The organism is Mesorhizobium sp. Root554 (assembly GCF_001427025.1).
Lineage (GTDB): Bacteria > Pseudomonadota > Alphaproteobacteria > Rhizobiales > Rhizobiaceae > Mesorhizobium.
Genome location: NZ_LMGA01000001.1, coordinates 907,301 through 925,889 on the forward strand (window position 1 = coordinate 907,301; position 18,589 = coordinate 925,889).

Annotated in this window: 16 protein-coding genes and 1 tRNA gene; 10 read left to right on the top strand and 7 right to left on the bottom strand. The window is 61.9% G+C overall.

Translation table 11 applies throughout. From position 1 onward, the window contains the following. Positions 1-220 precede the first annotated feature (220 nt). Positions 221-2,125, top strand: coding sequence for a murein L,D-transpeptidase (locus ASD44_RS04445; protein ID WP_056109281.1), 1,905 nt, complete (start codon positions 221-223; stop codon positions 2,123-2,125). Positions 2,126-2,160: 35 nt separating this feature from the next. Here ASD44_RS04445 and ASD44_RS04450 read toward each other — a convergent pair. Beyond that, positions 2,161-2,235 (bottom strand) — tRNA-Val (locus ASD44_RS04450). A gap of 75 nt (positions 2,236-2,310) precedes the next feature. Further along, positions 2,311-3,009 (bottom strand): phosphoglycolate phosphatase, encoded by a 699-nt coding sequence (locus ASD44_RS04455; RefSeq protein ID WP_056109283.1) that lies wholly within the window; start codon positions 3,007-3,009, stop codon positions 2,311-2,313. A 136-nt stretch (positions 3,010-3,145) separates the two neighbouring features. Between ASD44_RS04455 and rpiA the strand changes: the two genes are divergently transcribed. From rpiA to gor, 3 genes are all read left to right on the top strand, one after another. Beyond that, positions 3,146-3,844, top strand: coding sequence for a ribose-5-phosphate isomerase RpiA (gene rpiA / locus ASD44_RS04460; protein ID WP_056109285.1), 699 nt, complete (start codon positions 3,146-3,148; stop codon positions 3,842-3,844). Between the two features lie 284 nt (positions 3,845-4,128). Further along, entirely contained in the window at positions 4,129-4,737 is a 609-nt protein-coding gene (locus ASD44_RS04465) for a DUF2059 domain-containing protein (RefSeq protein ID WP_056109286.1), read from the top strand. A gap of 106 nt (positions 4,738-4,843) precedes the next feature. Next, positions 4,844-6,235, top strand: coding sequence for a glutathione-disulfide reductase (gor, locus tag ASD44_RS04470; RefSeq protein WP_056109288.1), 1,392 nt, complete (start codon positions 4,844-4,846; stop codon positions 6,233-6,235). On the opposite strand, the gene ASD44_RS04475 is transcribed toward gor, so the two are convergent. Continuing rightward, positions 6,236-8,122 (bottom strand): ABC transporter ATP-binding protein/permease, encoded by a 1,887-nt coding sequence (locus tag ASD44_RS04475; protein ID WP_056109290.1) that lies wholly within the window; start codon positions 8,120-8,122, stop codon positions 6,236-6,238. It lies immediately after the preceding gene. A gap of 532 nt (positions 8,123-8,654) precedes the next feature. Between ASD44_RS04475 and ASD44_RS04480 the strand changes: the two genes are divergently transcribed. Continuing rightward, positions 8,655-10,028, top strand: a complete 1,374-nt coding sequence (locus ASD44_RS04480; protein WP_056109292.1) for a 3-deoxy-7-phosphoheptulonate synthase class II — start codon at positions 8,655-8,657, stop codon at positions 10,026-10,028. 81 nt (positions 10,029-10,109) lie between these two features. Here ASD44_RS04480 and ASD44_RS04485 read toward each other — a convergent pair whose 3' ends face one another. Continuing rightward, a complete protein-coding gene (locus ASD44_RS04485; protein WP_056109295.1) occupies positions 10,110-11,180 on the bottom strand; it encodes a GGDEF domain-containing protein in 1,071 nt (356 codons plus the stop codon). Positions 11,181-11,498: 318 nt separating this feature from the next. On the opposite strand from ASD44_RS04485, the gene ASD44_RS04490 reads away from it, so the two are divergent. From ASD44_RS04490 to ASD44_RS04500, 3 genes are all read left to right on the top strand, one after another. After that, positions 11,499-11,918 (top strand): GFA family protein, encoded by a 420-nt coding sequence (locus ASD44_RS04490; protein WP_056109296.1) that lies wholly within the window; start codon positions 11,499-11,501, stop codon positions 11,916-11,918. Positions 11,919-12,000: 82 nt separating this feature from the next. After that, on the top strand, positions 12,001-12,360 hold the full coding sequence (locus ASD44_RS04495) for a diacylglycerol kinase (RefSeq protein WP_056109298.1): 360 nt from the start codon (positions 12,001-12,003) through the stop codon (positions 12,358-12,360). A 40-nt stretch (positions 12,361-12,400) separates the two neighbouring features. Next, positions 12,401-12,985, top strand: coding sequence for a hemerythrin domain-containing protein (locus ASD44_RS04500; protein WP_056109299.1), 585 nt, complete (start codon positions 12,401-12,403; stop codon positions 12,983-12,985). Here ASD44_RS04500 and ASD44_RS04505 read toward each other — a convergent pair whose 3' ends face one another. Both ASD44_RS04505 and ASD44_RS04510 read right to left on the bottom strand, forming a co-directional pair. Beyond that, the gene (locus ASD44_RS04505) at positions 12,986-13,573 is read right to left on the bottom strand and encodes a DedA family protein (RefSeq protein ID WP_056109301.1); all 588 of its coding nucleotides are present in this window, start codon (positions 13,571-13,573) and stop codon (positions 12,986-12,988) included. It lies immediately after the preceding gene. A gap of 13 nt (positions 13,574-13,586) precedes the next feature. Next, on the bottom strand, positions 13,587-14,177 hold the full coding sequence (locus tag ASD44_RS04510; protein WP_056115431.1) for a DUF1003 domain-containing protein: 591 nt from the start codon (positions 14,175-14,177) through the stop codon (positions 13,587-13,589). A gap of 146 nt (positions 14,178-14,323) precedes the next feature. Here ASD44_RS04510 and ASD44_RS04515 point away from each other — a divergent pair, with 146 nt between their 5' ends. Beyond that, the gene (locus ASD44_RS04515; protein WP_056109303.1) at positions 14,324-16,006 is read left to right on the top strand and encodes an NAD+ synthase; all 1,683 of its coding nucleotides are present in this window, start codon (positions 14,324-14,326) and stop codon (positions 16,004-16,006) included. Between the two features lie 120 nt (positions 16,007-16,126). After that, the gene (gene gltX, locus ASD44_RS04520; RefSeq protein ID WP_056115433.1) at positions 16,127-17,500 is read left to right on the top strand and encodes a glutamate--tRNA ligase; all 1,374 of its coding nucleotides are present in this window, start codon (positions 16,127-16,129) and stop codon (positions 17,498-17,500) included. Here the strand turns inward: gltX and ASD44_RS04525 are convergent. Further along, positions 17,418-18,539, bottom strand: coding sequence for a DUF2865 domain-containing protein (locus tag ASD44_RS04525; protein WP_056109306.1), 1,122 nt, complete (start codon positions 18,537-18,539; stop codon positions 17,418-17,420). The genes gltX and ASD44_RS04525 overlap by 83 nt on opposite strands. Between the last annotated feature and the right edge of the window lie 50 nt (positions 18,540-18,589).

Sequence of the window (18,589 nt, forward strand, 5' to 3'; positions counted from 1 at the left end):
TGCAAGGGTTTGCTGTATGGTCGGCCGGCCGGCCGGCTCTGCTTGGCGCCCGGCGGCTCACCGTTTTGTGAAACGCTTCTGCAACAACCCTGCGGAAATTTATGGAAGCTTAACGAAATCGGTATGAATCGGTATAGTCGTGTCATACATCCGCCACGCCGCCGGCGAGGCTCGGGCATTGCGGAAGAGGGATCCGGCACTGGCCGGAAGCGGGTGATCCATGAAATGCTTGGACAGAAGAACAGTCGTGCTGCCTTTGGCGGTCGCCGCGACATTGGTTTTCGGTGCGCCACAAGCCGGAGCGCAGGGGTTCTTCGAGTCACTTTTCGGCGGTGGCGTGCGGCATTCGCGCCAGCCGGCCGGAGAATTTCCGCCAGCACCCAAACCGAGAAAGAATACTGCCGCCAGAACCTCCACAAGCGGCGGCGGGGCCGCCAGGATCAGCAGCCCCAGCTATTATACCTACAAGGCGGATTCGCTGGCGCGGGTCGACTTCTCGTCGCTGATCGGCGGCGAACCCGTAACCACCGGGGCAACGGTTCAGAAAGCCGCGTTTGATCCCTCGACCGCCGACGTGGCATTCCGCGAAGCGTTGTCCGGCCTGAACGGCTATGATCTGTTGGCCGAGCGCGACATCGGCAAGGCGCTGCTTGCTTACTATTCCGCCAATCCCGAATTCATCTGGGTGTCAGGCTCCAGCGCCAACGAGCGCGCCAGGGAGGCCGTCCGGGTACTAAGCGAGGCCGCAAGCCATGGGTTGGTTCCGGCCGACTATGCGGTGCAGATTCCAGCGGCAGGAAATCCTGCGGAGGATGCCGGAGCGCGCCTCCAGGAATTGATCCGTTTCGAGATGGCTCTGTCGGCGCGCGTTCTGCGCTACGTTCACGACGCCCGCAGCGGCCGCATAGATCCCAACCGGATTTCGGGCTATTACGACTTCCCGGCCAAGCCACTCGATATGGTCAGTGTGCTCGATACGCTGGCCCATACGCCGGCGCCGCAAGCCTATCTCGAATCCTGGCATCCGCAGAACGCCGAGTACAAGGCCCTGCGCGCCGAACTGGAAACGCTCGAGGCGACGACTGAAAACGAAATTGTCGTCGATCCGAAGCTTATGCTCAAGCCTGGCCAGACCAGCCCGGAACTGCCGAAGCTGCTGGCGCTGATCGCCCGCGATCTCGATGACGAGATGGGCGGCGAATATGGCGAAACGCTTGTGCGGCTGGCCTCCAGCGAGACATACGTGCCCGAACTGGTCCCGGTGATCGAGGCGGCGCAGAAGAAAGCCGGCGAAAAGGGCGACGGCGTCGTCGGCCCGCGCACCGTTGCCGCGCTTGCTGGCACGTCCAAGGCCGACCGGCTCGACAAAGTCCAGTATGCCATGGAGCAGTTGCGTTGGCTGCCGTCCGATCTGGGCAGCCCCCGCGTCTTCATCAATCAGCCTGCCTTTACCGCCAGCTACATCGACGGCGGCGAGGAGAAGCTGAAGATGCGGGCGGTGATCGGCAAGATCACCAACCAGACTTCATTCTTCTACGACGAGATCGAGCAGGTTGACTACAATCCGTATTGGGGCGTGCCGCAGTCCATCATCGTCAACGAGATGCTGCCGCGTCTGCGCCGCGATCCGGGCTACCTGGACCGGGCGGGCTATCAGGTGACCGATTCGCGTGGCAAGCGTATCCCGTCGTCCTCGGTAAACTGGGGCGCTTACGGCTCGAAAGTGCCTTATGCGATCCGCCAGGAACCGAGCGAGGCCAACGCTCTGGGCGAATTGAAGATCCTGTTCCCCAACAAGCATGCGATCTACATGCACGACACCCCGCAAAAGGCGTTCTTCCAGCGCGACATGCGTGCGCTCAGCCATGGCTGCGTGCGCCTGCAGGATCCGCGCGGCATGGCCGCCGCCGTGATGAACAAGCCCGTCGATTATATCGCAAAGAAGATCAAGGCCGGCCATTCGGTGGACAAGGTGACACGCAAGATTCCCGTTTACGTATCGTACTTCACCGCCTGGCCGGATATGTCGGGCAAGGTCGAGTATTTCAACGATGTCTATGACAGGGATGCGCGGCTGAAGCAGGCGCTGGAAGCCACCGAGCAGACGCGCGCGCCGTCTGCCTGAGACCGGGGCGGATCGAGCTTAAAGTTCAAGGGAAATGGTGGGCGATGTAGGGATTGAACCTACGACCCCACCCGTGTGAAGGGTGTGCTCTCCCGCTGAGCTAATCGCCCGCCGCGGCCCGAAGGCCTGACGCGCCGCGATATAAGGGAGCGGCCGGGCCTAAGTCAACCACCTGACTGGCCGCTTTATCCGGCTTGCCGCCCGCCGCTTGCGGCAGTCATCATGCGCTCGACCAACTCGACCGTCAGCTCATCGAAATGCGAGATGATCGCAGTCGGCTCGAACTCCCGCACATGCCGGTCGGTATAGCCGAAATCGACGGCGACGACCGGGATTCCCGCGGCTTTTGCCGTATCGATGTCGGTTTTGGAATCGCCAACCATGACGGCCCGTTCCGGGTCGCCGTCGGCCAGTCGTATGGTTTCGAAGAGGTGCCGCGGGTCCGGTTTCTTGAAAGGAAAAGTGTCCTGTCCGGCAATGGCGATAAAATGCCTGGTGAGCCCCAGCGCCTCGATCAGCGTCAGCGAACTGGCCTCGTATTTGTTCGTGCAAACGGCGAGCGCGTAGCCGGCGTCCTCGAGACGGGCAATCGCTTCCAGCACGCCCGGGTAGGGCAGGGATTTGCCGGGGATGTTGCGCGTATAGTGGTCGAGATAGATATCGAAGAGCCGATCAAGGTCCGCTTCCGATATTGCCTTCTGCCGGTCGGCATAGGCATACTCGATCATCGCCCGGCCACCGTGGCCGATATAGCGCCGGATCGCCATCGGATCGACAGCGGAAATGCCTTCGCCGGCAATGCTGTGATTGAGGCTGTCGAGAAGGTCCGGACCGGTGTCGATCAGCGTGCCATCCAGGTCGAAAACAACGATCGGGCGTTTCATGAAGGATCCTGTCTTTTTGCGCTGCCGCAGGCGATAGCCGCTCGCCGCCGATCAGGCAACCGGTGATTGGCCCTTGGGCTACCCTTTGACCCGTCCGCCAAAAATGCTAGGAGCGCCCAATGGGGGCGAACTTTCCATGGATGCCAGGCAGTTGAAGATCGAGGCCGCAAGGGCGGCGCTGGCCCATGTCTCGGATGGCATGCGGCTCGGAATCGGCACCGGCACGACGGCCGAGGAATTCGTCCGCCTGCTGGCGGCCAAGGTCGCCACCGGCTTCCGGGTGCTCGGTGTGGCGACGTCCGAGCGAACGGCGGCCTTGTGCAACGAACTGGGCGTGCCGCTGTCGACGCTGGATGAGACGCCTCAGCTCGACCTGACGGTCGATGGCGCCGACGAACTGGACCCCGCCCTGACGCTGATCAAGGGCGGCGGCGGCGCACTTCTGCGGGAGAAGATCGTGGCCGTCGCTTCCGCTCGCATGATCGTCATCGCCGACCAGACCAAGATGGTCGGGACGCTCGGCCGTTTTCCGCTGCCCATCGAAGTCAATCGATTCGGCCTCAAAGCCACTGAGATCGCCATCGCCGAAGCGGCAAGCGCGCTCGGCCTGTCTGGCGCCGTTACATTGAGGGTGACGGATCGCCAGCCTTTTGTTACAGACGGCGGGCATTTCATACTCGATGCATCTTTTGGCCGCATTCCGGATACAAGAGCGCTGTCGAATGCTCTTCACGCCATTCCGGGTGTGGTCGAACACGGTCTTTTCATTGGGCTGGCGGATATGGCTATCATAGCCGGCGACAGTGGCATCGAAACCGTCCACGCTGCCCGATAATCAGGGTCAGGACCTATTAATATGATCGAAATGGCGCCTGAAACGGCAAAGAGATGCAAGGAGAAGCCCGAAGGCCGATGTGGTTTTATCGGCCGAGGGCTTCGACGCCGCAGCTCGAAGCCGTTTCGGCGTCCTTCGGATGCGGTCCATCTGGCCAGCAACTTCGTCGCGAAAGCTCGACAATGGTCAACATTGCCTTCGCCTTCGCTCCTCGTATCCGGCCAGATGGCCTCACACCATTTCGACCAGATTAACAGGTCGTGACCCTTAGGGAGTTTTGTTGAATGACGCTGCATACCCGCATCCGCCGCCTGTCAGCCATGGCGGCGACATCTGCTTTCATCGCCTTTTCTTTCCCGGCCTTCGCACAGGACATCAGCGAAGCGCACTTGAAGGCGGCTCATGCGGCGATCGCATCGATCCACGCCACCGATCAGTTCGACCTGATCCTGCCGCAGGCTGCTGGCGCGCTGCAGCAGCAGCTTATCCAGAAGAACCCCGACATGGGCGACCTGATCACCAAGACCATCAAGGAAAAGACGCTTGCCATGGCGGCGCGGCGCGCCGACCTGGAAAAGGAGGCGGCGACGGCCTACGCCAAGGGCTTCTCCGAGAAAGAGCTTACCGACATTGCTGCGTTCTACAATTCGGAGGCGGGTAAGAAGCTTCTGGAAAGCGGTCCGATCGTTACGCGTGAATTGGGCAAGGCGGCTGAAATCTGGCAGAACGGCGTTGCCCGTGATCTGGCCCAGCAGGTTGGCGAGTCGCTTGCCGCTGCCGTAAATGCCAAGGCGCCTGCGCCTGCGGCGCCAGCTGACGGAGCTGCGCCCGCCGCACCCGCGGGTGGGGCAGCACCAGCGGCTCCCGCCACGCCGGCAGCTCCAAAGCAATAATCCTCGCAGCATGTACACAACCGAAAGCCCGGCTTCTGCCGGGCTTTTCTTTTGCCTTTCCGCAGCCTACCTGTGATTTCGCAATAACGAACTGCAGGAGCATCGCATGGCCGCCTATGATTACGACCTCTTTGTCATCGGTGGCGGTTCCGGCGGGGTGAGGGCGGCAAGGGTCGCCGCGGCGCTCGGCAAGCGGGTTGGCATAGCCGAGGAATACCGCTTCGGCGGCACCTGCGTCATCCGCGGCTGCGTGCCGAAGAAGCTTTTCGTCTACGCTTCCCAGTTCCCTGAGCATTTCGAAGACGCGGCCGGCCATGGCTGGACGGTACCGCAGGCCAGTTTCGACTGGCCGACACTGATCGCCAACAAGGACCGCGAGATCGCCCGCCTCGAGGGCATCTACCGCAATAACGTCCAGGGCGCCGGCGGCGAGACCTTCCAGACGCGCGCCGTACTGGTCGACAGGCATACAGTTCGGCTCGAGGCCGAGGGCCGCACAATAACCGCCGACCAGATTCTCGTCGCCACCGGCGGGCGTCCGGCGCTGCATCCGGCGTTGCCCGGCCACGAGCATTGCATCACCTCCAACGAGGCGTTTCATCTGGCCGAATTGCCGAAGGCGATCATGATCGAGGGCGGTGGCTACATCGCGGTTGAATTTGCCAACATCTTCCACGGCCTCGGCGTCGCCACCACGCTGGTTTACCGCGGCACCGAGATACTCAGCCGCTTCGACATGGATCTTCGCCGAACCCTGCATGAAACCATGGAGACGAAGGGCATCAGGATTCTCTGCCATTCGATTTCCGAGAAGGTCGAAAAACGCCCTGACGGCAGGCTGGACGTGACCGTCACCGGCGGTGAGGTGCTGACGGTCGATCAGGTCATGCTCGCCATCGGTCGTACGCCGAACACCGAGGGGCTTGGACTGGAAGCGGCCGGCATCGAGACTGGCGTGACCGGCGCCATTGAGGTCGATGCCTTTTCGCGCACCAATATCGACAACATCTGGGCCATAGGCGACGTGACCAACCGTGTCCAACTGACGCCGGTGGCGATCCATGAGGCAATGTGCTTCATCGAGACCGCCTTCAAGGACAACCCGACCCGTCCCGATCACGAGACGATTGCCACGGCGGTGTTTTCGCAGCCTGAAATCGGCACAGTCGGCCTGTCGGAAGACGAGGCGGTGAAGCGTTTCGACGAGGTCGAGATTTATCGCGCGACGTTCAGGCCGATGCGGCACACGCTTTCGGGCCGTCAGGAAAAAATGCTGATGAAGCTGGTCGTCGACGCCAAGAGCCGCAAGGTGTTGGGCGCTCACATCCTGGGACCCGACGCCGGCGAAATGGCGCAGCTTCTCGGCATTCCAATCAAGGCTGAACTGACCAAGGACGATTTCGACCGCACCATGGCGGTTCACCCCACCGCCGCCGAGGAACTGGTCACCATGTACAAGCCGACCTATCGCGTGAAGAACGGCCAGCGGATCGACTAACTACTTCTGCTTCAGCCTGACGCGCGGGATGCGCAGCCAGCCATCGTCCATGGCAGGCGGACGCGCCAGGATCTTGGTGATCTCGGCCGGCAGGGTGGGCTGCAGCGGCTTCTTGCTCGCCGCGCCGTCGGCGATCGTCAACACGCTGTGATAGAACTCTTCGCCTGTCAGCGAGCGGGGTGGCACCGGCTCATGCATGACGCTGATGACGGTGACGTTCGGGCAGTTGTCCTTGATCGCCTGATGGAAAGCCGTCTTGCCGTCTGGATCGAGCGCCGCCGTAGCCTCGTCGAGGAACAGCAGGCCGGGCTGCTGGAGGAGAATGCGCCCGACCACCAGTTTCTGTTTCTGGCCGCCTGAGAGCTCCTGGTCCCAGCTCTTGCCCTCGCGGCTGGTCTCGCCGAGATATTCGATGAATTCACCCAAACCCGCCTTGTGCAGCGCCGATGCGACACGCGTGTCGGAATGGTCGTCCGCCGACCCCGGCAGGCAGACCAGTTCCTTCAGTGAAATCTGGGGCAACTTCACTTCCTGCGCGGCGTAGAATGTCTTCACGCCTTCCGGAAACACGATGGTGCCCTTGCCGTAGGGCCAAAGGCCGTTGATCGCCTTGATGAGCGAAGTCTTGCCGCAGCCGGACTCGCCTTTCAGGAAGGTCCATTCCCCGCGCCGGAAACGCAACCGCTCGGTGGCGAGGAAAGGGGTCGTCTCGTGACCCTGATGCGTCAGCTCCAGATGCTGGATAGTCAGGCCGAAAACAGGGTTCTGCGTGGCGTAGCGGAAATCCGACTGGCCGGTCTGACGGTAGAACGCGGCAGGCTGCTGGACGTTCTCGATCGCCTCTGCCAGATCCATAACGCGCTTGGTGTTGGCGCGCAGCGTCGCGATCGCCGGCATGACATGGATGAACCATGAGCACTGGCTGATCAGCGAATTCACCAGTTCCGCGCCGGTTATGTAGCCCTTGAGGTCGATGCGGTGGTTGATGAACGGGATGAGCCCTGGTCCATAGGCGACGATGCGGGCGCCGACGAAATTATAGACCAGTTCGAAAGATGTGTAGCCGGCATGGACCTTGTTCAGCCGCGCCCACGTGCTGTCGATATCGACATAAAGCCGTTCGTGCATTTCTTTCTGCACTCGCTCGCCGCGCGACGCAGCCACATGGAATGACCGGCGCAGGAAGGTCGTCAACTCGCCACGGTAGCTGCCCTCGGCCTTCTGCATGCCGATGGAAAGGCGCTCCAGCAGGCCGCCGAGCTTTATGGCGATCCACGTGTTGACAGGGACATAGGTCGCAACGGCGACGAAAGTCAGCACCGCGCTGCCATAGTGGCCGAGGAATTCCAGCCCGGTGACTTCGGTGGAAATGGAAAGCAGCTTCTGACCAACGAAGAAAAGCGAACTTGCGACGGCCATGACGCCCATGGCGAGCCCGATGGCGCCGCCGGTCAGGCCCTTGATCGATTCCTGCACGCGCTGGTCGATATTGTCGGGTACGGAAGTGTCGGCCCCATGCTGGGCATGGAAATGCGTATGGTTGGAATCGAGCAGCGCTTCGTTGAAGCGGCTATCGAGCCAGCCCCGCCATTTGCGGTGCAAGGTCGATGAAACGAACGTGCGCGCGCCTGTAATGCCTGCATCCTTTAACAACACCAGCAGGACCAGCATCCCGGCATTGCCGAGAAGCGAGGCCAGCGGCGTGGTGTTGGCGGCGTCATGGAAGAAGGCGATGGAATTTACCAATTCGCCGGAGGCTTCGGCAAACCAGACGCCGGCTTTGCTCGACAGCGCCGTCAACAGCGCGATCACCAGCGTCAGCGCCCAGGCTTCTTTCCACCGGCTGGAGAACCAGTAGGCCCGCATGAGCCCCCAGAAATTCCTCATCGATGAAACCGGCGTAAGCGGCGCTCGCTTACCCGTGCGGCTAAAAAGACGTGTCAGCATTGATTGGCGCGGTCTTGCGACCCGAATCATATCTTCCGCCCCACAACCCTTCTTATTGTTACGAAGAGTAACACCGCTTGATCAGAGTCCATGAAAAATATCGCCAGAACTGCCGAGTCCGCATGATGGCGTGGTAAGGGAGCCACAGCTTCCCTTACGGAAGGATGAGATAAATCGGCGAAAATTAACGATGCTTAAACGAAGATGGCGCGCAAGCAGGCGCTTTCGTTTCCTGCCTCAAAATTGAGCGAAGACTTTGCTGGCAAACAATGGCCGTCGCGAATCACTCCGGCGCTGACCTGGGGTCATCATCGATGCGTTGTCCTGTAGCGACGCGAGGAGAACGGTCCGTCGCTTTGCGGCCAAATCCGGGCTAGAATAGCCAACTGGCTTCATGTATTGAGCCGCCAACCCCATATGGGGCAGGGCTGCGGGCAATTGTTGCCGCCTGCAAAGCGCGTTGGGTGCCGAAATGACGAAATGGTCGCCGAATTCCTGGAGAGCCAAGCCTATCCAGCAGGTGCCGGCCTATCCGGACCTGAACGCACTCAAGGAAACCGAAGGCCGATTGGCCACCTTCCCGCCGCTGGTCTTTGCCGGCGAGGCGCGCAAGCTGAAGAAGCATCTGGCCGCCGTCGCCGCAGGCGAGGCGTTCCTTCTTCAGGGCGGCGATTGCGCCGAGAGCTTCGCCGAGCATGGCGCCGACAACATCCGCGACTTCTTCCGTGTCTTCCTGCAGATGTCGGTCGTGCTGACCTTCGCCGGCTCGCAGCCGGTGGTGAAGGTCGGCCGCGTCGCCGGTCAGTTCGCCAAGCCGCGTTCCTCCGATACGGAAACCAAGGACGGCGTAGCGCTGCCGAGCTATCGCGGCGACATCATCAACGGCATCGAGTTCGAATCCAGGTCGCGCATTCCCGATCCTGCGCGGCAGGAAATGGCGTACCGTCAATCGGCGGCAACGCTGAACCTTTTGCGGGCCTTCGCGCAGGGCGGCTACGCCAGCCTGGAAAACGTCCATCGCTGGATGCTGAGCTTCGTCGCCGACAGCCCGCAGGCCGACCGCTATGAGGCGCTCGCCAACCGCATCACCGAAACCATGGATTTCATGCGGGCGGTCGGCATCACTTCGGAAACCAACTTCGCACTGCGCGAGACCGATTTCTACACCAGCCACGAAGCCCTCCTGCTGGGCTATGAGGAGGCGTTGACCCGCGTCGATTCCACCTCCGGCGACTGGTATGCGACCTCCGGCCATATGATCTGGATCGGCGACCGCACGCGCCAGCCCGACCATGCCCATATCGAATATTGCCGCGGCATCAAGAACCCGCTCGGCCTGAAATGCGGTCCGTCGCTGACGCCCGATGGCTTGCTGGAGCTGATCGATCTCCTCAATCCGGAGAATGAGCCAGGCCGCCTGACCCTCATCGCCCGCTTCGGCGCCGACAAGGTCGGCGAACACCTGCCCAAGCTGGTGCGCGCGGTCAAGAAGGCCGGCCGAAGCGTCGTCTGGTCATGCGACCCGATGCACGGGAATACGATTACCGCCGCCGGCTACAAGACGCGTCCGTTCGAGCGCATTCTGACCGAGGTCCAGACTTTCTTCGACGTGCATCATGCCGAGGGCACGCATCCCGGCGGCATCCATATCGAAATGACCGGCAAGAACGTCACCGAATGCACCGGCGGCGCCCGCGCCATCACGGCCGAGGAATTGCAGGATCGCTATCACACGCATTGCGACCCGCGCCTCAATGCAGATCAGGCAATCGAGCTGGCCTTTCTCGTTTCGGACCTGCTCAAGAAGAACCACGTCCGTCCGCAACGGACAGAAGCCGCGGAATAGGGCCTGATCGAAATGAAAAATGGCGCCGGAGACGGCGCCATTTTTGTTGTCGGCATTGGCCGACGGTTCGATCCCTAAATCTCAGTCCTTCTTGTACAGCATCCAGTTCTTGCCGGTGCGCCCGGCCATGACCGAATGCCGCGTGACCTTGTTGCGGCCCTCGACCTTGGAACGATAGAGGGCGCGGTCGGCCTTGGTGTAGAGGTCTTCGGGGCTGTCGGCTTCCGATGCCATGCAAACGCCCATGGAAACGGAGACTTTCCCGTAATTCGCGCCCGTCTGGCTGCTGGAAAACGACGTCTGCTCGATCAGCAGGCGGATACGGTCGGCGACCTCGAATGTCGTGCCCTCGCTGACGCCCTCGACGATGAGGGCGAATTCCTCGCCGCCGGTGCGCGCCACGAACATGTTGGCGCCGATGCTGGTGCGGAAGATGTCGGCGATCTGCTGCAGGATCTTGTCGCCCACCGGATGGCCGAAGCGGTCGTTGATGTCCTTGAAGCGGTCGATATCGGCCAGGATCAGTGCGTTGAACAGGATGCCGCGGTCGCTGTTGTAGATGCGGGCGATTTCCTTGTCGAAAGCCCGCCGGTTCCAGATTTGCGTGAGTGGATCGGTGTCGGCGAGGCGCTTGTATTCCTCCAGCGTCGACTTGACGCTTTCCAGTTCGGCCGTCTTGTCGTGCAGGGTCGCGGCAACATGTTTGCTGTGATCGATGGTCGAAGTGGTTGCCATCGATACGGCGCTGACCACTTTTTGCAGCAAGTCCTTCGAGATCGCGCTGCGGCTGTTCAGCCCATCCGACGTTTCGTCGAGAATCCTGCCGTATTTTTCCATGTGGGTGCGTTCGCTGCGCAGCAGGGATGCGACATCTTCCAGTTCCTGCGCGAGCACGTCGCGCGCCTGTTCGACGACGCTCTGCCCATGATTGTGGGCGAAAAACCTATGGCTGATGGCGTCCAGTTCCTCCTGCGTCGGCCGGTTCCCCAGACCGACGACGGCGAGGCTCAGCTCGGAAGTCGGACCGCTCAGCACTTCGTAGAAGATTTCATAGTTGCGGGGCAGGCCGAGAACGCCCAGTTGGCGCATCGTGGCGACCACGGTGCCGGCAATGTCAGTGGTTACTTCCGGTGACACGACAGCCGGTTGCATGAAAGACCTATCAATCCCCTCAAACCACCGATGGTTCGCCATTGCCGGGCGGGCAAGTGCAGACCTTACCGTTGGCACATGGCGAAGGGTCGCGTTCCGATTGCGATCTTCGCTTGCATCAAAGTAGCCCAGCTCGCGCTAAAGTTTCCTTAATTTGCCGGCTTTCCGGGGCTTTTATTGATCCCGTTGCTACCACAGGGTGTGACGGGGGCCGCCATCCGAGGGCATTCCCGCGCTTGCATGTCGTATTCTCACGCGCCGTCTTGCGCGCTGGCCATATGATCGCTGGATAAGGCTATCGCCGGATAGGAGGACACCATGGAAGCAAATCACACTGGTTCGTGCCTGTGCGGCGCGGTTCGGTTCGTCACCCGAGGCCCTCTGCGTGGCGTCGTCTATTGCCACTGCTCGCAATGCCGCAGGCAGACCGGCCATTATTACGCGGCGACGAATGTCGCCGACGCCGATATCGCCATTGAAGGAGCGGACAATGTAAGCTGGTACGCGGCCTCGGCATTCGCCAGGCGCGGCTTTTGCCGGACCTGCGGCTCGGCACTGTTCTGGAAGCCAATCGACAACGATTACGTTTCCGTCATGGCCGGCGCCTTCGACAGGCCGAGCGGCTTGAAGGGTGAGAGCCACATCTTTGTCGCCGACAAGGGCGACTATTACGAAATCGGCGACGGCTTGCCGCAATTTGAGAGGTCCTCGCCAACGATCCATGTTGCAGACGGCTGAAAGACGTTGGATAAGCGCGCTTTGCACCGATCTGCCGGGGTGACGACCGAGTCTTCCCCGGTCGGGCTTTCAGGGAACTCGCATGAAGCGGCTGATCGACGCCTTCCATAATTCGGTTAGGGCCTTCCGCAAACTGGCCAGCAGCGAGGCCGCATTCCAGCAGGAACTCATCCTGCTGGCCATCGCCCTGCCGCTCGGCTGGTTCGTCGCCTCGAGCTGGACCATCTATGCCCTGCTGATCGCCTCCATTCTGGTGCTGATCCTGGTCGAGGTGCTGAACACCGGCATCGAGGCTGCCTGCGATGCGATCTCGCGTGAATTCCACATCGACATCCAGCTCGCCAAGGATTGCGGTTCGCTGGCGGTGCTGATCTCCATCGTACTCGCGGCAGGTGTCTGGATCATCGCCATCGTCGAACGGCTGACGGGCCTACCCATCTAGCCGGGCGCATCCTATATGGCGGTTACCAAAGGAGACTGCCATGGACGACGCCCCCCTGCCATTGCTGGAACAGCGCTCCGGCCTGCCGGAAGATCTGCGCTGGCTGGCGGACAGATATCCACGCAATGAATGGCAGGCGCATGAGAACATCCATGGCATGGCTGGATTCTGGCTGCAGCGACACGACATGTTCCGCGAACTGGGCGGTCTGCTCAGCGGGGGTATCGCCGACTATCGCGAGGGCCGTCTCACGGCGCCAGAATTTGCCCGCTGGTTCGCGCCGCGCCTCAATCATTTTCTGGGCAATCTGGATGGCCACCATAATGTCGAGGATCAGCACTATTTCCCGATCTTCGCCAAGGCCGAGAGCCGGCTGAAGCGCGGCTTCGACATTCTGGATGCCGATCATCACACGATCCATGATGCGCTGGAGCGCAACGCGGCGGCGGCCAATGCGTTTGTCAAAGCATTGCAGGAAAGCGAGGACAGGCAGCGTTTCGCAGCAGACGACTATGCCGGCGAGAACGACCGATTGCTGGCGATGCTGACCCGGCACCTGGACGACGAGGAAGACCTCATCATTCCGCTGATCCTCGATCGCGGCGACCGGCAACTCGGCGGCTGATCAAGGCCCGTGCTTGCGCTCCCTCTTGGCGACATGATGCGCCAGCAGGAACGCCGCGACTGCCACCACGAGCCCGACTGCCAGCGCGATCAGCAGCCTTTCATGATGGACCAGAGTGCGTCCGACGACCTGCTCGGCTCCCAGTCCGAACACATAGCCTATGGCGCAGAAAAGCGCCGCCCATATTGCAGACGAGATCACGTTCAACACCACGAACCTCGGCAACGATATGCCTGAAAGTCCTGCGGCGATCCCGCCCACCAGTCGCATGCCGTAGATGAATCGGTTTCCGAGCACGAAGGCGTTCGGGTGTTGCCGCACGAGGCTGTAGGCATGGCTGAAGCCGGGCCGGGTCCGCATCCTTGTGGTCCACGGATGATCGGCGAAGCTGCGGCCAACCACAAAGAATCCGGTATCGCCGGCGAATGCGCCGAGAAAAGCCGTCGCAAATGCCTGCCATGGGATGAAAACATGCTGATGGGCGAAGAAGCCGGCAAGGATGGCGACGCTTTCGCCCTCGGCAAGGCAGCCGAGGAAAACAGCAATCAGCCCGTACTCCTCGATCAGCTGATGGATCGTATGCGTCATCGCCTTTCGGTTCTCAAAGACCTGATGACCATTTCGCGGTCATCAGCCGGTCCTCTATGCGTTTCAATCGCTCGGCCACAAGGGCGATGTCGCTGCGGATGTCGGTGATCTGGTCCGGCATGCCGCTCATCTGCGCATGGCGCAATTCGTCCAGCTTCTCGTGCAGCGCCATGATCTCGATTTCGGCCTTCAAGTTCACTGCGTAGTCGTGCGCAGCGTCGATCCGGTCGCGCTGGCTCTGCCGGTTCTGCGACATCATGATGACCGGCGCCTGCAGCGCCGCGATCATCGACAGCACCAGATTCAGGAAGATGAAGGGGTAAGGATCGAACGAGTCGCGGCCCAGCAGCCAGGCATTGGCGATCGCCCACAGGACCAGAAAGGCAAGGAAGCCGAGGATGAAAGTCCAGGAGCCGCCGAAGCGCGCGATGCCGTCTGCCACCTTGTCGCCGAAACTCTGATGCGCGGCATAGGCGTCGTTTGGATTGTGCGCAATCGTCTTGCGCTCGATCGTGCTTTGCAAAACCCTGCTTTCCAGCTTGCCCAGCCCTTCGGCGCCGGGCTTCAGCCAGCGTGCGGCAAGGTCCTCGATCGTCTTGTTCATGGCGGCCTCCAAGCATTCCTCCTGCCAGTCCTAAAGGCTGCTCGTGTCCGCCGGAAGTGAAATTGCTGGCGCAGCCGAGGCATACTCTCCAATGGCCCAAGCGTTTGCGGTTGCCGGTTGCGGGCGGCCACGGTAAATCCGCAGGCATGAGCAGAAAAACCGCCCCCGATACGCTTCGCATCGCCGTCGCCCAGTTGAACCCGACCGTCGGCGACATTGCCGGAAATCTCGCCAAGGCGCGCGAGGCGAGGGCGGATGCCGCACGGCAGGGCGCCGACATCGTGTTGTTCACGGAACTCTTCATCGCTGGCTATCCGCCGGAAGACCTTGTGCTGAAGCCGGCCTTCCTCAAGGCGTGCGAGCGGGCTGTCCTCGACTTCGCCGAGGAAACCTCGGATGGCGGCCCGGGTTTCATCATGGGGACGCCGCTGAAACGCGACAGCGGCACGCACAATTCGGTCATCGTTGCAGACAACGGCAAAATTATTGCCGAGCGCTACAAGGTCGATCTGCCGAATTATGGCGAGTTCGACGAGAAGCGCGTCTTCCAGGCTGGTCCCGAGATTGCCGGGCCGGTGAATTTCCGTGGCGTCAGACTGGGCATCCCCATCTGCGAGGACATCTGGGGAGATCTTGCCGTCTGCGAGACACTGGCCGAAAGCGGCGCCGAACTCTTGCTGGTCCCGAACGGTTCGCCCTACTACCGCGCCAAGATCGACGTGCGCCATCAGGTCGTCATCAGGCAGGTCATCGAATCGGGCCTGCCGATCATCTATGCCAACCAACTCGGCGGCCAGGATGAACTCGTCTTCGACGGCGCATCCTTTGCGATCGCAGCCGACAAGTCGCTGGCGTTCCAGATGAGCCAGTTCGAGGAGACACTGGCGATCACAACCTGGAGCCGCGAGGGCGAGGGATGGGTGTGCAGCGCGGGGCCGATGTCGCGCATCCCGGATCGCGAGGAGGCCGACTACCGCGCCTGCATGCTCGGCCTGCGCGACTACGTCAACAAGAACGGCTTCAAGAATGTGGTCCTTGGCCTCTCAGGCGGCATCGATTCGGCCATCTGCGCGGCGCTCGCCGTCGATGCGCTGGGCGAGGAGCGGCTCCGCGCGGTGATGATGCCCTACCGCTATACCTCGAAGGATTCGCTGAAGGACGCCGAGGACTGCGCCCGCGCGCTCGGCTGCCGCTATGACATCGTGCCGATCTTCGAACCTGTGGACGGCTTTTCGAAGGCTTTGAAGCCGCTGTTCGAGGGCACCAAGGAAGGCATCACCGAGGAAAACCTGCAAAGCCGGGCGCGCGGCACGATCCTGATGGCGATTTCCAACAAGTTCGGCTCGATGGTCGTCACCACCGGCAACAAGTCGGAAATGTCGGTCGGCTATGCGACGCTCTATGGCGACATGAATGGCGGCTTCAACCCGATCAAGGATCTGTACAAGATGCAGGTCTACGGGCTATCGCGCTGGCGCAACGCGCATGTGCCGCCGACCGCGCTCGGTCCGTCCGGCGAGGTGATTCCGGCAAGCATCATCGACAAGGCGCCGTCGGCCGAGCTACGCGAAAACCAGACGGATCAGGACTCACTGCCGCCCTATCCGGTGCTGGACGATATTCTCGAATGCCTGGTCGAAAACGAGATGGGCGTCGACGAGATCGTCGCACGCGGCCATGAGCGGGCCACCGTCACGCGCATCGAGCATCTGCTCTACGTCGCCGAATACAAGCGTCGGCAGGCTGCCCCCGGCGTCAAGATCACCAGGAAGAATTTCGGCCGCGACCGCCGCTATCCGATCACCAACCGGTTCCGCGACCGGGGCTGAACCGAGCCGCCCTTGACTGAGGACATGGGCGGCTTCCCATGGACGCGGCAATGCCCTATGTCTCGACCGGTGCGCGGGGGCGCGCTTGTCAACGCCGAGAGCATCCTTTACGCCGCGCCCATGACAGTCACAGTCCGCTTTGCCCCATCCCCGACCGGCCGCATCCATATCGGCAATGCGCGCACGGCGCTTTTCAACTGGCTGTTCGCGCAGAAGAACAAGGGCCGTTTCATCCAGCGCTTCGACGATACGGACGTCGCCCGGTCGACGCAGGAATTCGCCGACTCCATCCTCTACGATCTTCACTGGCTGGGCATATTCCCCGACGCGACCGACTATCAGTCGAGGCGTGTCGAAATCTATGACGCCGCCGTCGAGCGGCTGAAGGCGGCCGGCGTCCTCTATGCCTGCTACGAAACCCCGGAGGAACTCGACCTGCGGCGCAAGGTGCGCCGCACGCGCGGACTGCCGCCCGTCTACGGCCGCGAGGCGCTGACGCTGACCGCCGCCCAGATCAACGAATACGAGTCCGATGGCCGCCGGCCGCACTGGCGCTTCCTGCTGCCAAACTTCAGGAGCGACCCGCAGGAACCCGAACGCACGGACGTCCATTGGAACGACCTTGTTCGCGGCGACGAAACGGTCGATCTGGCCTCGCTGTCGGACCCGGTCCTGATGCGTGAGGACGGCACCTACCTCTACACGCTGCCGTCGGTCGTCGACGACATCGACATGGGGATCAGCCATGTCATTCGCGGCGACGACCACGTCACCAACACCGGCGTCCAGATCGCGCTGTTCAAGGCGCTGGGAGCCGAGCCGCCGGTATTTGGACATCACAATCTGCTCACCACCACATCGGGCGAGGGGCTTTCCAAGCGCAGCGGCTCGCTCTCCATCGAAGGATTGCGCGCGGGCGGCATCGAGCCGATGGCGGTGGCGTCGCTCGCCGTGCTGATCGGCACGTCCGAGAATGTTCATGCCGTGCCCTCCCTGAGCGAGCTTGCGGAGAATTTCGACCCGGCCACCACGTCGAAATCCTCTTCAAAGTTCGACCCCGAAGAACTGCTGGTGCTGAACCGGACGTTGTTGCATCACATGTCCTTTGCCGATGCGCAGGACCGCCTCCTCGTGCTCGGCATTTCAGGCGAACGCGCCGAACCTTTCTGGAATGCTGTGCGCGGCAACATCGACCGGTTGAGCGACGCCGTGGCCTGGTGGAACGTCGTCAATGACGGCCCTGCCCAGAAGCCGAAATTCCCTAGGGAAGACCGCGATTTCCTCCGGCAGGCGTTCGATTTGCTGCCCGACGAGCCGTGGGGCGCGACCATCTGGAAGCAATGGACCGGTGCGATAAGGGAAGCGACTGGCCGCAAGGGCAAAGCGCTGTTCATGCCGCTCCGGCTGGCGCTTACTGGACTGGAGTCGGGGCCGGAGCTTGCGGATCTGTTGCCGCTTGTGGGACGGGAAGGAACGTTGGCCCGACGACCCTGACTTTGCGGTCCGGATCCGGCGTGTGCGAAATGGCTGGCGTGACGCCCGGCTCTTCGACGGCGCTGGCCCTGGTGGCTTTGGACGGCGCCGGCGCGATGGCTGGCATGGTCATCACCGACGAGCTTTCCGAAACCGGCTGGCCCGCCGTGACGGAGCCGCCTCCGATAATCGAGAACGTTCCCGCCGCGTTGCAGCCGCAGCTGACGGGCCGCGCCACGCCGGGCTTCTTGTAGAGATAGGCGGTCGGCAATTCGCTGTAGGGACGGCCATTGGCGGACGAGGTCATTTTCGCCGAATCTTCGGCAAGCCCGCGCTGGTAGAACACCTGCATCTCGGTGCCCGGGCAGCTCGACTCGCAGTTCTTCTGGTCGCGCTCGAAATCACCAAGCGAGGCGGCATTGGACATCGGGTAAAAATAACCATCGCAGGTACGCACGCACATGGTGCGGTACTCGCCGTCTGGCGAGCCGCTAAACCCGGGTGGACTGATAATGAGGTGCGCGCTTTGCCGAGGCTCGTCCTCGGGGGCGATCTGTTCGATCTGCCGTAACTGATCTTCCGGCGTCTCCTGCAGCGATTCACGAGTTGCCGCCCTGGCTTCCGTCCGTTCCACTACGCCTGGCCGGTTGCAGCCATGGGCATCCAGGCGGGATAGGATGCGGTAGCGTTCGGCCCGGCCGCCGCCGCCGCCCGCCAACTGCTCGCGCTTGCGCTGCAGGGCATCGAGATTGCCGTTCATGCGGTCCAGCGTCGCGTTCAGAGAGGCGCATTGCGCGACGCTGCCACCGAAAAGGAAGAAATTGCATCCAGCGCTGCGCGCGCGATCCCGGGCCTTGGCGATCTGGTCGCGCTGCCTGTCGATGGCGTCGTCATATCTGCCGATCTGCCGTGCGCTCCCACCGCCACGCGGCAGGCTGGCCAGTTCGGCTTGCAGTTGACGGCATATGCGGGAGGCGGCCTCAGCTTCGACAGCCGCGGAGGAGGCTGCCATGCCGAACAGCACGGCGACCAATATCAGCCTCCAGCCTTTGCCCTTCATCGGTTTGCCCCACCGGCAGATTCGCAAGACACTAGCCTGCGGCGAGTTAA

What these genes read in the sequence shown, in the direction of transcription:
- ASD44_RS04445 (WP_056109281.1), top strand. Translation starts at nt 221, where the DNA reads ATGAAATGCTTGGACAGAAGAACAGTCGTGCTGCCTTTGGCGGTCGCC.
- ASD44_RS04455 (WP_056109283.1), bottom strand. Translation starts at nt 3,009, where the DNA reads ATGAAACGCCCGATCGTTGTTTTCGACCTGGATGGCACGCTGATCGAC.
- rpiA (WP_056109285.1), top strand. Translation starts at nt 3,146, where the DNA reads ATGGATGCCAGGCAGTTGAAGATCGAGGCCGCAAGGGCGGCGCTGGCC.
- ASD44_RS04465 (WP_056109286.1), top strand. Translation starts at nt 4,129, where the DNA reads ATGACGCTGCATACCCGCATCCGCCGCCTGTCAGCCATGGCGGCGACA.
- gor (WP_056109288.1), top strand. Translation starts at nt 4,844, where the DNA reads ATGGCCGCCTATGATTACGACCTCTTTGTCATCGGTGGCGGTTCCGGC.
- ASD44_RS04475 (WP_056109290.1), bottom strand. Translation starts at nt 8,122, where the DNA reads ATGAGGAATTTCTGGGGGCTCATGCGGGCCTACTGGTTCTCCAGCCGG.
- ASD44_RS04480 (WP_056109292.1), top strand. Translation starts at nt 8,655, where the DNA reads ATGACGAAATGGTCGCCGAATTCCTGGAGAGCCAAGCCTATCCAGCAG.
- ASD44_RS04485 (WP_056109295.1), bottom strand. Translation starts at nt 11,180, where the DNA reads ATGCAACCGGCTGTCGTGTCACCGGAAGTAACCACTGACATTGCCGGC.
- ASD44_RS04490 (WP_056109296.1), top strand. Translation starts at nt 11,499, where the DNA reads ATGGAAGCAAATCACACTGGTTCGTGCCTGTGCGGCGCGGTTCGGTTC.
- ASD44_RS04495 (WP_056109298.1), top strand. Translation starts at nt 12,001, where the DNA reads ATGAAGCGGCTGATCGACGCCTTCCATAATTCGGTTAGGGCCTTCCGC.
- ASD44_RS04500 (WP_056109299.1), top strand. Translation starts at nt 12,401, where the DNA reads ATGGACGACGCCCCCCTGCCATTGCTGGAACAGCGCTCCGGCCTGCCG.
- ASD44_RS04505 (WP_056109301.1), bottom strand. Translation starts at nt 13,573, where the DNA reads ATGACGCATACGATCCATCAGCTGATCGAGGAGTACGGGCTGATTGCT.
- ASD44_RS04510 (WP_056115431.1), bottom strand. Translation starts at nt 14,177, where the DNA reads ATGAACAAGACGATCGAGGACCTTGCCGCACGCTGGCTGAAGCCCGGC.
- ASD44_RS04515 (WP_056109303.1), top strand. Translation starts at nt 14,324, where the DNA reads ATGAGCAGAAAAACCGCCCCCGATACGCTTCGCATCGCCGTCGCCCAG.
- gltX (WP_056115433.1), top strand. Translation starts at nt 16,127, where the DNA reads ATGACAGTCACAGTCCGCTTTGCCCCATCCCCGACCGGCCGCATCCAT.
- ASD44_RS04525 (WP_056109306.1), bottom strand. Translation starts at nt 18,539, where the DNA reads ATGAAGGGCAAAGGCTGGAGGCTGATATTGGTCGCCGTGCTGTTCGGC.